Annotated in this window: 12 protein-coding genes and 1 pseudogene; 9 read left to right on the top strand and 4 right to left on the bottom strand. The window is 72.1% G+C overall.

Features of this window, described 5'->3' with window-relative positions; all coding sequences use genetic code 11:
* Nucleotides 1-766: pseudogene (locus tag RY076_RS23560) on the bottom strand (lysine 2,3-aminomutase); the annotation flags it as partial.
* Between the two features lie 91 nt (nt 767-857).
* Between RY076_RS23560 and kdd the strand changes: the two are divergent.
* From kdd to RY076_RS23525, 7 genes are all read left to right on the top strand, one after another.
* The gene (gene kdd, locus RY076_RS23555; RefSeq protein ID WP_323102461.1) at nt 858-1973 is read left to right on the top strand and encodes an L-erythro-3,5-diaminohexanoate dehydrogenase; all 1116 of its coding nucleotides are present in this window, start codon (nt 858-860) and stop codon (nt 1971-1973) included.
* On the top strand, nt 1970-3604 hold the full coding sequence (kamD, locus tag RY076_RS23550; protein ID WP_323102459.1) for a lysine 5,6-aminomutase subunit alpha: 1635 nt from the start codon (nt 1970-1972) through the stop codon (nt 3602-3604). Before kdd ends, kamD begins: the two co-directional genes overlap by 4 nt.
* Entirely contained in the window at nt 3601-4365 is a 765-nt protein-coding gene (kamE, locus tag RY076_RS23545; protein ID WP_323102458.1) for a lysine 5,6-aminomutase subunit beta, read from the top strand. The genes kamD and kamE overlap by 4 nt, the downstream gene beginning before the upstream one ends.
* Nucleotides 4362-4775, top strand: a complete 414-nt coding sequence (gene kal / locus RY076_RS23540) for a 3-aminobutyryl-CoA ammonia lyase (protein ID WP_323102455.1) — start codon at nt 4362-4364, stop codon at nt 4773-4775. The genes kamE and kal overlap by 4 nt, the downstream gene beginning before the upstream one ends.
* Before the next feature lie 72 nt (nt 4776-4847).
* Entirely contained in the window at nt 4848-6512 is a 1665-nt protein-coding gene (gene lnt, locus RY076_RS23535; protein WP_323102453.1) for an apolipoprotein N-acyltransferase, read from the top strand.
* Nucleotides 6493-7287, top strand: coding sequence for a polyprenol monophosphomannose synthase (locus RY076_RS23530; protein ID WP_323102451.1), 795 nt, complete (start codon nt 6493-6495; stop codon nt 7285-7287). The genes lnt and RY076_RS23530 overlap by 20 nt, the downstream gene beginning before the upstream one ends.
* Nucleotides 7284-7838 carry an FxsA family protein gene (locus RY076_RS23525; RefSeq protein WP_323102450.1) on the top strand — a complete coding sequence of 185 codons (555 nt, stop codon included), beginning with the start codon at nt 7284-7286 and terminating at the stop codon, nt 7836-7838. The genes RY076_RS23530 and RY076_RS23525 overlap by 4 nt, the downstream gene beginning before the upstream one ends.
* A 91-nt stretch (nt 7839-7929) precedes the next feature.
* Here the strand turns inward: RY076_RS23525 and RY076_RS23520 are convergent, their stop codons facing one another.
* Nucleotides 7930-8292, bottom strand: coding sequence for an RNA polymerase-binding protein RbpA (locus tag RY076_RS23520; RefSeq protein WP_323102447.1), 363 nt, complete (start codon nt 8290-8292; stop codon nt 7930-7932).
* Between the two features lie 120 nt (nt 8293-8412).
* A complete protein-coding gene (locus tag RY076_RS23515) occupies nt 8413-9789 on the bottom strand; it encodes an MFS transporter (RefSeq protein ID WP_323102446.1) in 1377 nt (458 codons plus the stop codon).
* 285 nt (nt 9790-10074) lie between these two features.
* Between RY076_RS23515 and RY076_RS23510 the strand changes: the two genes are divergently transcribed.
* The gene (locus tag RY076_RS23510; RefSeq protein ID WP_323102443.1) at nt 10075-11265 is read left to right on the top strand and encodes a M28 family metallopeptidase; all 1191 of its coding nucleotides are present in this window, start codon (nt 10075-10077) and stop codon (nt 11263-11265) included.
* A gap of 23 nt (nt 11266-11288) precedes the next feature.
* Here the strand turns inward: RY076_RS23510 and RY076_RS23505 are convergent, their stop codons facing one another.
* Nucleotides 11289-11822 (bottom strand): hypothetical protein, encoded by a 534-nt coding sequence (locus RY076_RS23505; RefSeq protein WP_323102441.1) that lies wholly within the window; start codon nt 11820-11822, stop codon nt 11289-11291.
* 113 nt (nt 11823-11935) lie between these two features.
* Between RY076_RS23505 and RY076_RS23500 the strand changes: the two genes are divergently transcribed.
* Nucleotides 11936-12448: a MarR family winged helix-turn-helix transcriptional regulator gene (locus RY076_RS23500; protein WP_323102439.1), complete on the top strand. Its 513-nt coding sequence runs from the start codon at nt 11936-11938 to the stop codon at nt 12446-12448.
* Nucleotides 12449-12512: the final 64 nt, after the last annotated feature.

Here is a 12512-nt window from a genome sequence, read left to right as displayed (position 1 = left end):
GGCCCATGAGCGCCTTGGTCGCGAGCCGGATGTCGCGGACGTTCTCGATCTGCAGGAGCTGGTCGAGGAAGGCCTCGAGGTTCTTCCACGGCATGTTGGCGACGTCGCCGCCGGACACGACGACGTCACGGACCGACGGCGTGCGGCGCAGGTAGTCGAGCATGGCGCTCTGCCGGTCGACCGGCTTGAGGTCGAACTTCAGCTTCGCGACCTGCGGCGTCGAGTTGCCGACGAGGTCCATCCGGGTGCAGTGGCCGCAGTACTGGGGGCACGTGGGCAGCAGCTCGGCGAGGACCTTGGTCGGGTACCGGTGGGTCAGCCCCTCGGCCACCCACATGTCGTGCTCGTGCAGCGAGTCGCGGGTCGAGTGCGGGTGCGAGGGCCAGTCGCTGCGCCGGTCGGAGAAGACCGGGACCATGTACCGGCGGACCGGGTCGGCGTAGAAGGCCTCGGTGAAGGCGCCCCCGGCCGACGGCATCGGGTCGTCGGTGGCGGGGACCATGGTGTTGAGCATCTGCGGCGGCACGAGCATCGACATCGTGGCCCGCTCGGCCTGGTCGCGCTCGAGGTCGGCGTAGAAGCGGTCCTCGAGCAGGTCGCCCATGACGGCCCGCAGCTGCGCGACGCTCTTGACGCAGTGGGCGCGCTGCCACTGGGCGCTGTCCCAGTCGGTCTGCGTCACCCCGGTCCATCCCGGCAGCCGTGTCCAGTCCGGCTCCACGAGCTCGCGACGGTGGTAGGCGTAGGGCTGTGACACCTGTGTCATGTCCTGACGATAGCCGAAGCATCGGCCCTCTACCTCCTATGATGCGAAAGGATTTGTCGTACGTGTCCACTGCGACCGAAGGATCTGCGCCGTGACCACCCCACCGTCCACGCCCGTCGACGCGCGTGAGGCCTCGCCCGTCGGGCTGCACCGCGTCCTGGAACCCACCGGGGACGAGGTGACCCTCCCGCAGGCCGCGCGCCGGCTCGACGCGCGCCCCGAGCTGTGGCCCGACGAGGTGCGCATCGCCGTCGACACCCTCAACCTCGACGCCGCCTCCTACCGCCAGCTCGCCGAGAAGCACACCCGCGACGGAGTGCTCGACGGCGACGCCGTGCGCGAGGAGGTGCTCGCGATCGTCGCCGAGCGGGGCAAGATGCAGAACCCCGTCACCGGCTCGGGCGGGATGCTCATCGGCACCGTCGTGGAGGTCGGCCCGCAGAGTCCCCTCGGGCTCGCGGTCGGCGACCACGTCGCGACGCTCGTGTCGCTGTCGCTGACGCCGCTCGCGATCACCGACGGGCTGGCCCGCTGGGACGGGCGGTCCGAGCAGGTGCCCGCCGCGGGGCACGCGATCCTCTTCGGGCGCAGCATCGCCGCCGTCCTGCCGGGCGACCTCGACCCGCGCCTGTCCCTCATGGTCATGGACGTCTGCGGGGCGCCGGCGCTGGTCTCGCGCGTGGTGGGGGAGTACGTCGCCCGAGGCGTCGCGCCGACGGTGGCCGTCCTCGGGGCTGCCGGCAAGTCCGGGTCGCTGTCGCTCGCCGCGGCCCGCGCGGCCGGGGCATCACGCACCATCGGCGTCGTGCCGGTCGAGCGCGAGCGCGACGTGCTCGAGCCGACCGGGCTGGCCGACGCCGTCGTCCTGGCCGACGCGCGGAGCCCGCTCGGGCTCTCGGCGGCCGTCGAGGCCGCCGGCGGCCCGGCCGACGTCACGGTCGTGTGCGTCGACGTGCCCGGCTGCGAGCAGCCCGCGATCCTCGCCACCGCGCAGGGCGGCACGGTCGTCTTCTTCAGCATGGCCACGAACTTCGCCGCCGCCGCCCTCGGCGCCGAGGGTCTGGCCGCCGACGTGCGGATGCTCGTCGGCAACGGCTACGTGCCCGGGCACGCCGACCTCGCGCTCTCCCTCGTGCGCGAGGTTCCCGCCGTCCGAGCGCTCTTCGAGTCGCGTCTGGCCCACGAGACGGCAGGATCTGACGCGTGAGCCGCCCCGTACCCCTCATCGAGCTCGATCCCGCCGTCGTCCGCCGCGCCCGGTCACTGGCCCGAAAGGCCGCCGCGCCCGTCGTCCGTATCGCGCGCAGCCACACGACGGTGTCGGTCGAGCGGGCCACCCTGCGCCTGGCCGGTCTGGCAGGCGCCGACCACGAGCGCGTCCCGTGGGTCAACCACCTCGTCGACGCCGTCCGCGACGGCGTGGGCCTCGAGCACGGCGTCACGACGCCGGTCTACGACGCGCTGCTGCGCGGCGAGGCGCCCGACCTGCTGACGCTCGCCCAGAAGGCGGCGAGCGGCAACGTCGCGTTCCGGCTGCCCGACGGCCGCGAGGCGACGGCCGCGAGGCGGGCCGCGACGAAGGGCGTCGGTGGCGGGCTGCGCACCGTCGACCGCGCCCGTGCCACCCGCGAGCGCCTCGTGCGCCGCCTCGGCGACCCGCCACGCAAGCCGTGGGTCTACCTCATCGTCGCCACGGGCGACATCCACGAGGACATCCCGCAGGCCCAGGCGGCAGCCCGCGAGGGCGCCGACGTCATCGCCGTCATCCGCTCGACCGGGCAGTCGCTGCTCGACTACGTGCCCGAGGGCGCCACCCGCGAGGGCTTCGCCGGCACCTACGCCACGCAGGAGAACTTCCGCCTCATGCGGGCGGCGCTCGACGACGTCAGCAAGGAGCTCGGCAGGTACGTGCGCCTGACGAACTACGCGTCGGGCCTCTGCATGCCGGAGATCGCGGCGCTCGCAGGCATGGAGCGTCTCGACATGATGCTCAACGACTCGATGTACGGGATCCTCTTCCGCGACATCAACCCCATCCGGACGTTCGTCGACCAGCGGTTCAGCCGCCAGGTGCACGCCCGCGCCGGCATCATCATCAACACCGGCGAGGACAACTACCTCACGACCGCCGACGCCGTCGAGGCCGCCCACACGGTCACGGTGAGCCAGCTGCTCAACGAGCGCTTCGCCAAGGAGGCCGGCCTGCAGGACTGGCAGCTCGGCCTCGGGCACGCCTTCGAGATCAACCCCGACCTGCCGGACAGCTTCCGGATGGAGCTCGCGCACGCGCTCCTCGCGCGCCAGCTGTTCCCCGACGCGCCGCTCAAGTGGATGCCGCCGACGAAGCACATGACCGGCGACGTCTTCCGCGGCTTCCTCCTCGACGGCTTCTTCAACCTCGTCGGTGCCATGACCGGCCAGGGGATCCTGCTCGTCGGGATGATGACCGAGGCCGTGGTCACCCCGTTCCTGTCCGACCGCGACCTCGCGCTGCAGAACGTCCGCTACGTCATGAACGCCGCGGGCGGCCTCACCGAGGACTTCCACCCGCCGCGCGACGGCTTCATCCAGACCCGGGCCCGCCAGGTGCTCTCCGAGGCCGTCGACCTGCTCGAGCGCATCGTCGCCGACACCGACGCGTCCGGCGACGCCCCGCTGCTCGCGGCGATCGCCGACGGCACGTTCGGGCTCATGAAGCGCCCGCCGACCGGCGGCAAGGGCCTCGACGGCGTCGTGCGCCGGGCCGACGGCTACGACAACCCCGCCATCACGGCCCTCGACGCGTGGACGCCACCGGAGCCGCCGTCCCCGCTGACCCGGAACGGAGCCCGCCGATGACCCCGGAGGCGCCCCAGCAGGGCACCGTCGTACGGCCCTACGGCGACACGACCGGCGACGGCATGGTCCAGGTGTCCTTCACCCTGCCGCTGCCGCACGACAAGAAGGCCGAGGGCGCGGCGCTGCAGCTGGCCCGCAAGATGGGCCTCGAGCCCGCGCTGCTGGTCCACGCCAAGGCAATGGGTCCGGACTTCACCTTCTTCGTCGTCTACGGCAGCGTCACCCACCTCGTCAACCTCGACGACGTGCACGTCGTCGAGCGCGAGTACCCGCTGCTGTCGGCCAAGGACGCCAACACGGCGATCAAGAAGCTGCTGCGCCGCCGGCTCGTCGTCGTCGGCGCGTGCATCGGCACCGACGCGCACACCGTCGGCATCGACGCGATCCTCAACATCAAGGGCTTCGCCGGCGAGAAGGGCCTGGAGTACTACCGCGAGATCACCGTCGTGAACCTCGGCGCCCAGGTTCTCGTGCCCGAGCTCGTCGCCCGTGCCCGGGCCGAGAAGGCCGACGCCGTCCTCGTCAGCCAGGTCGTCACCCAGAAGGACGCCCACGTGCACAACACGACGCAGATGTCGGCGGCGTTCCGCGAGGCCTACCCGGCCGGCCAGGTGCCGATCCTCGTCGCCGGTGGCCCCCGGTTCGAGGAGGGCTCGGCCGACGCGCTCGGCGTCGACCGCATCTTCGGCCGTGGCACGACGCCCGGCGAGGTCGCCAGCTACCTCGTCCACGAGATCGCCCTCCGGAAGGGGAAGAGATGAACGGGTCGGAACAGACCGCGACGGGCCGGACGACGGCAGCGGTGGGCCAGCGCCTCACGCACCGCCGCTACGTGCCCTACAGCCACGCGCACTACGCCGGCAACCTCGTCGACGGCGCGTACTCGCTCGCCGCGTTCGGCGACGTCGCGACGGAGATGTGCATCCGCACCGACGGCGACGAGGGACTGTTCGCCTCCTACAGCGACGTCCAGTTCCGGGCCCCGGTTCGGGCCGGAGACGTCATCGAGATCACGGCCGAGATCGTCCGCGTCGGCCGGCGCAGCCGCGAGATGGAGTTCGAGGTGCGCGTCGTGGGGCGCGGGGCACCCGAGCGCGGGGCGTCCGCGGCCGACGTGCTCGACCCGCCGGTCGTCGCGACCACCGCACGCGGCACCGTCGTCGTCCCCTGACGCGTGGTGGGCCGTCGGGGGAGCCCCGGTGGGGAGTCGGTGGGCCCGCGGGGGCGGTGACGACATACGGTGATGCCCGTGCGGCGTCACCTCGTACCCCTCGGTCTCGCGCTGGCCGGCGGGGGTCTCCTCTGCTTCGCGTTCCCCACCTTCGACCTCTGGTGGGTGGCGCCGCTCGCCCTCGGGCTCATGGCCCTGTCGTGGACCCCGGGAGGCCCGGACCGCCTGTCCGACGCGGAGCGCCGGCGCCCGCGTCCGGCCCGGCGCGGCTTGCTGCTCGGGACGCTCTCCGGCCTCGTCTTCTTCGTGCCGACGCTGTCGTGGTCGGGCATCTACGTCGGCGCCGTGCCGTGGATCGCCCTCGCCACCCTCGAGGCGCTGTTCCTCGGCCTCGCCGGCGCCCTCTACGGGTGGCTGAGCCGGTCCGGGCGGGTGCGCCCGCTCGCCTTTGCGGTGGTGTGGGTCGTCGTCGAGGGGTTCCGCGGCCGCGCGCCCTACGGCGGGTTCCCGTGGGTCAAGATCGCCTTCGGCCAGGCCGACGGCACCTTCGGCCGGCTCGTCGCCCTCGGCGGCGCGCCGTTCGTCGGCTTCGTCGTCGCCCTGACCGGCGGCCTGCTGGCGCTCGCGGCCCAGCAGCTGCTCGCGCGTCGACGCGCGTCGGGCGACGGGGCGGGCGACGCGTCAGGTGACGCGTCGGGTGACGCGTCGAGCGTGCGCCGCAGCGTTCTCGCGCCGGTCGTCGGTGCGGTCGTGCTGGGCCTCGCGGGGCTGGCCGTGCCGCTGCCGACCGACGGCACCACCGCGCAGTTCCTCGGGGTGCAGGGCAACGTGCCGCACCCCGGCCTCGACTTCAACGCCGAGCGTCGCGCGGTGCTCGACAACCACGTCGCGGCGACCCTCAAGGCGCAGGAGGACGTCTCCGCGGGCCGCGCGCCGGCCCCCGACCTCGTCGTGTGGCCCGAGAACGCCTCCGACATCGACCCCCTGCGCAACCTCGACGCCAAGTCGCTCATCCTCGAGACGGTCGACGACCTGAAGCGTCCGCTCATCGTCGGCGGCCTGCTCGAGGAGCCGGCCGGGATGCTGTCGAACGTGTCGCTGCTCTTCGAACCGGGCGCCGGCCTCACCGACCGGTACGTCAAGCGCCACCCCGTGCCTTTCGCCGAGTACATCCCCGACCGCTCCTTCTGGCGCAGGTTCAGCAAGGAGGTCGACCTCGTCCGGCGCGACTTCGCCCAGGGCACCGGTCCGGGGGTCTTCACGGTTCAGGCGGCGAACGGCCAGCAGATCCGTGCGGGGATCGCCATCTGCTTCGAGGTGGCCTACGACGACATCATGCGCGACGTCGTGACCTCCGGCGCGAATGTGCTCGTCGTCCAGACCAACAACGCCACCTTCGGCTTCACGGCCGAGTCGCCGCAGCAGCTGGCGATCAGCCGGATCCGTGCCATGGAGCTCGGCCGGTCGGTCGTGCACGTCTCGACGGTGGGCCAGAGCGCCCTCATCACGCCCGACGGAACCGCCCACCAGGTCACCTCGTTGTTCACACAGGCGGTCGTGCGCGGGGCCCTACCATTGCGGGACGCGCCGACCCTGGCGACGCGCGTCGGTGAGGCACCCGAGTGGCTCGCGGCCGCGGCGCTGCTGGCACTGGTCGCAGCGTCGGCAGGAGCGAGCCTCCGCCGACGGCAGACACGAGAAGGACTGAAGGACGAGGATGACGACGACGCAGCGTGAGCCGGTCACCCGGGTGGCCGTGCTCATCCCGACCTACAACGAGCGCGAGAACCTGCCGGGGATCGTCGCTCGCGTGCGGGCGAGCGCGCCGGAGGTCGACGTCGTCGTCCTCGACGACAACTCGCCCGACGGCACCGGCGCCGTCGCCGACACGATCGCCGCGTCGGACCCGCAGGTGCGCGTCATGCACCGCAGCGGCAAGGAGGGCCTGGGCAAGGCCTACCTCGCAGGCTTCCGGCTCCTCATGGACGAGGGCTACGACGCCGCCGTCGAGATGGACGCCGACGGCTCGCACCTTCCCGAGCAGCTGCCGTCGCTGCTGGCCGCGCTCGCCGACGCCGACCTCGTCATCGGGGCCCGCTGGGTGCGTGGCGGCGAGGTGCGCAACTGGCCCGTGCACCGCAAGATCCTGTCGGTCGGCGCCAACGTGTACACCAAGCTCATGCTCGGCATGCACGTCAACGACGCCACGGCCGGCTACCGCGCCTACCGCACGAGCGCGCTGCGGACCATGGGCCTCGACGGCGTCCAGTCCCAGGGCTACTGCTTCCAGATCGACCTGACGCTGCGTGCCGTCCGGGCCGGGCTGCGTGTCGTCGAGGTGCCGATCACCTTCGTCGAGCGCGAGGTCGGCGTCTCGAAGATGGGGCACGACATCGTCCGCGAGGCGCTGACCAGCGTCACCCGCTGGGGCGTGCAGCACCGGGTCGCCCAGGTGCGCGGCCTGGCCTCCGGACGACGCCGCGCGTCGACGCCGGTGGGGGAGCGGTCGTGACGACGCCCCCGAAACCCGGCCGCCGGGGCCTGCGCCTGTCGCGGCTCGGGGTCGTCGCAGCGCTCGTCCTGCCGATCGTCGAGATCGCCGTCATCGTCGCGGTGGGCGAGGTGCTGGGCGGCTGGTGGACCTTCCTGCTCATCCTCGCCACGTCGGTGCTCGGTGCCTGGATCATCCGGCGCGAGGGCGGCAAGGCGTGGCGGGCGCTCGACCAGGCGGTGCGCAGCGGCCGGATGCCGGCACGCGAGCTCGCCGACGGGGCCGTCGTCCTGGCCGGCGGCACGCTGCTGCTCGTGCCGGGGTTCGTCACCGACCTCGTCGGTCTGCTCCTCGTGCTGCCCGTGACGCGCCCGGTGGCCCGACGGCTCCTCGAGGTCGTCATCTCGCGACACCTCATCGCCTCGGCCGAGCGCTTCGGCGGGCCGACGGTCACGGCACAGCCCGGGTGGGACGCCGGGGCCCCGCCGTCCGGACCGACCCGGTCCTCCTCGAGCGAGGACGTCGTCGAGGGCGAGATCATCGACGACGACGACCAGAGCGGTCAGCGGTGACCCACGACCGGACCCACGACCGGTGACACGACGAGGAGCCCGCCCCCACGAACGGGGCGGGCTCCTCGGTGGTTCGTGCCGTGAGAGGGCGTCAGGCGGTCTTGCGCCGACGCGGCTTCTCGCCACGGGACTCGCGCAGCAGCGTCAGGCGCTCCTCCAGGAGCTCCTCGAGCTCGGGGATGGAGCGACGCTCCAGCAGCATGTCCCAGTGCGTGCGTACGTGCTTGACGGGCTTGGCCTCCGGCTCGGGGCCACCGCCCTGCAGCTTGGCGTCGAGGCCGCAGCGGCACTCCCACGTGGGAGGCACGTCGGCCTCGATCGAGAACGGGAGCTCGGTCCGGTGGCCCTCGGGGCACACGTAGACGGTGAGCTGTCGCTCACTGGGGACGACGTTGTCGTCCGACTCCATGCTCCGTGCACCGAGGTTGGAACCGCGTAGTGCTCGATCGGCCATGTGGACCCCTCCAGACATCTGCCTCTATACGACACCCTGCGGGTGTCTTACCCTCACAGACGCATGAACGAGCGGAACGGTTTGGTTGTTCCCCGTGCGGCCGCGAATTGTAAGCGCGTCTCAGATCACGGCAGGGACCGGGTTGCCGGCCTGCTCGATGCCCTCGCGCATCCTGACACGTGAGAGCAGGGCGCCGCCGAGGACGAAGAACACGACGAGGGCCACGATGGCCCATCGGTAGCTGTGGCTGAACTGGTAGACGAGGCCGAAGATCAGGGTGCCGAACCAGCTCGTGCCGCGCTCCATGGCCTGGTAGAGGCTGAAGAACTCCGCCTCCCGGCCCTGCGGGATGAGCTGGCTGTAGAGCGAGCGCGACAGGGCCTGCGTGCCGCCGAGGACGATGCCGATGAGCAGGCCGAGCGCGAAGAAGAGCGCCAGCTGCTCGGCCGGGACGAAGAACGCGATGACGACGACGACGGTCCACATCGCGATGCCCGACAGCACCGTGCGCCAGGCGCCGATGCGGGCGGCGACGGCACCGAAGAGACGCGCGCCCCCGTAGGCGACGAACTGCACGAAGAGGAACAGCCCGAGCACCGTGCTCTGGGAGAAGCCGAGCTCCTCCTGGCCGTACAGGCTCGAGTTGCCGATGACGGTCTGGATGCCGTCGTTGAAGAAGAGGTAGGCGACGAGGAACAGCAGCGTCTGGGGGTAGTGGCGCAGCTCGCGGAAGGTCTTGCGCAGCTGGGCGAGGCTGCCCCCGACGACGCCCGCCGACCGCTCGACGGGGGCGGTGACGGTGCCGGTGAGGTGCCGTAGCCCGAGGTAGGGGATCACCGTGAACCCGGCCCACCAGAGGCCGGCGCTGAGGATGTTGATCCGCACGGCCATCCCCTCGGTGAGCCCGAGCTGCTCGTAGAAGCTCATCAGCCCGAAGTTCAGCGCGAGCAGGATGCCGCCGCCGAGGTAGCCGAGCGCCCACCCCTTGGAGGACACCCGGTCACGCTCGTTCTCGTTGGCGATCCGGATGAGCAGCGAGTCGTAGATGACGAGGGACGCGCCGAGGCACAGCGTCGCGACGATGACGAGCACGACGCCGAGCTGCCAGTTCGTGCCGGCGACGAAGAACATGAGCGAGCCCGCGACGGCGCCGGCCCACGCGAACCCCGCGAAGAGGCGCGTCGGGTGCTCGCTGCGGTCGGCGATGGCCCCGACGAAGATGAGGAAGATCGCGGAGATGATCGTCGAGATGGTGACCGTGTACGGGTAGACCGAGCCGGGCGAGATCGGGACGCCGAGGACCGACAGGTCGGTCAGGCAGTCCTGGCCGCTCGCGATCCCCGGGCAGGCGGCGTCCTTGGCGATGGCCGTGAGGTAGGGACCCATGAGCACGGTCGCCGTCGTCGTGACGTAGGCCGAGTTGGCCCAGTCGTACCAGTACCAGGAGCGCTGCTCCTTGGTCTCCGGTCGGGCGGCGTTGACGGCGACTTCGGACATGTCAGGAGCGTCCCACACGGGCACGGCCCACGGGCGGTCCAACGGCACCAACACGCCGCTCCCACATGGTGATCCGCCGGGGGAGCGGCACCGTCTGCCAGCGACCGGCATGGACGGCCTCAGGGCGGACCCGGCGTCGGGTCGGAAAAGGGAAACCGCCGGCCAAGGGAGCACAGGCCGCCTTGCCCGCTCCGGCCCGCGCGGCGAGCGTGTCGGGGCCCGACGACCTGCCACGGCCCGGTCGTCGGCGGCTCCTCCGTCCCAGACGTCCCCACGAGGAGACCCATGCGTTCGCGCGCCCTGCGTTCCCGTACCGTCCTGACGCCCGTGCTCGTCGCCGCCACCGCAGCGGCCGGGCTCGTGCTCGGCCCGACCACCGCCCACGCGGCCGGTCCCGACATCTCCGTCACCGCGACCAAGGCCCACCTGGACCAGCTGCAGTCGATCGCCACGGCCAACGGCGGCAACCGCAGCACCGGCAAGCCCGGGTACAAGGCGTCGGTCGACTACGTCAAGGCCAGGCTCGACGCGGCCGGCTACGCGACCACGGTCCAGACCTTCAGCACGTCCTCGGGCACGTCGTACAACCTGGTGGCCGACCTGCCGGGTGGCGACACCTCGTCGGTCGTCATGTTCGGGGCCCACCTCGACTCGGTGGCCGTCGGCCCCGGCATCAACGACAACGGCAGCGGCAGCGCCGGGATCCTCGAGACCGCGCTCGAGTACGCCGCGAGCGGCCAGACGCCGCGCAACCACGTGCGGTTCGGGTTCTGGGGCGCCGAGGAGCTCGGCCTGCTCGGGTCGAAGTACTACGTCGGCCAGCTGACGACGGCCCAGCGGTCGGCGATCAGGAGCTACCAGAACTTCGACATGATCGCTTCGCCGAACCGCGGCTACTTCGTCTACGACGACAACGCCGCCGGCAACGGCATCCGCGACGACCTCACCGCCTACTACGACGGCAAGGGCATCCCCTGGGAGTACATCGACGTGCAGGGCCGCAGCGACCACGCCGCGTTCCGCTCCAACGGCCTGCCGACCGGCGGCATCTTCAGCGGCGCCGAGGAGATCAAGACGAGCGGGCAGGCGCAGAAGTGGGGCGGGTCCGCCGGCCAGGCCTTCGACGCCTGCTACCACCGCTCGTGCGACACGTCGGCGAACCTCGACCTCACGGCCCTCGACGTCAACGTCGACGCGATCGGCGCGATGGTGTGGGCCTACGCCGCCAAGGACTACGGCACGACGCCGCCGCCCACCGGCGCCCACCTGCTGGCCAACCCCGGCTTCGAGTCCGGCTCGACGACGACGACGCTCGCGACGTACAGCAACGTCGGGGCGAACGCCACGTGGGTGCAGCGCACGCTCGACCTGTCCGCCTACCGCGGCCAGAGCGTCTCGGTGCGGTTCCTGGCCACAGAGGACTCCTCGCTGCAGACGTCCTTCGTCATCGACGACGCGGCCCTGACGACGAGCTGACGACCACCTGAGGTCGGCCCCGCTCACCCGTCGGCCGACGCGGCGCCGGGGGAGGGGCCACCTGCCCCGGCCCCGGCGCCGTGCTCGTCGTCGGTCGTCAGCAGCTCCCAGGCGAGGCCGTGCGCGAGGACGACGAGGCAGGAGATGGCGATCGCCGCCCCCTGCAGGCCGCTGAGCCCGAGGCCGTCGGCGAGCTCGGGCGACACGCCGAAGGCCAGCACGACGAGGAAGAGCACGGCGACGAGCCAGCGGTGCCGCCGGAAGGGGCCGCGGGCGCCGGGTCCGCGGTCCTCGCGAACGAGCCGGATCGTCGACCACGCGCCGACGACGGCGGCCGCCCCGAAGGTCGTGCGCCAGACTCCCGAGCGCCCGGGGTCGACCTGCGCGAAGAGCCCCATGACGCCGGGCAGCAGGAACGTCAGGTAGACCCCGCCGACGAGGCGGCGGGTGGTGGGGGAGTGCAGCAGCTCGCGGCGCCGGTCGACCGCCGACCACCAGAGGCCGACGAGCGTGAAGCACGTGGCCGAGACGACGGCGTAGAACGTGGACAGGTCCATGGCTCACCCCTCGTGCGCCGACCCGCCGGCGCGACCGCCCCTGACGCGTGTGACGTCGATGCTCCCACCGACCGATGCACCACGGAGAGCGGTTTAGCGCTAAAGTATTGCGGGTGGAGAGGGTTCCGGGGGATGAGGTCCAGGGCGTCGTCGACGCCTGGCGCCGTGAGCGTCCGGACCTCGACGTGTCCTCGATCGGCATCGTGACGCCGCTCGTGCGCCTCGCGGGGCTGCTGGCCGACGCGCGCTCGGCTGCGCTGGCCGCCCACGAGCTCGACCAGAGCCACCTCGACGTCCTCGGCACGCTGCGTCGTGCCGGCGCGCCGTTCCGGCTGACGGCCGGTGAGCTCTCGAGGCGCTGTCGGGTGACTCCCGGTGCCACGACGCAGCGGGTGGCGGCCCTGGAGAAGCTCGGGTTCGTCGAGCGGGTCCGTGAGGAGCCGGACCGGCGCACGGTGCACGTGCGGCTGACGGCACGCGGGCGTCAGCGCGTCGACGAGATCCTGGCCGACGTGCTGGCCGCCGACGACCGGTTGCTCGCGGGCCTGACGGCGCAGCAGCGTGACTCGCTGGAGGGTTCGCTGCGCACGTGGTTGCGCGCCGCCAGTTCCGGTGGGCATGCCTGAGCGTCATCAGCGGCATCCCGGGCGATCCATGCTCACCCTTGTAACGCCGATAATCGACATTATG

The sequence above is a fragment of the Intrasporangium zincisolvens genome, assembly GCF_034724055.1.
Lineage (GTDB): Bacteria > Actinomycetota > Actinomycetes > Actinomycetales > Dermatophilaceae > Monashia > Monashia zincisolvens.
Note: the sequence above shows the minus strand (reverse complement) of the source record. Positions and strands in the feature narration are given on the sequence as shown.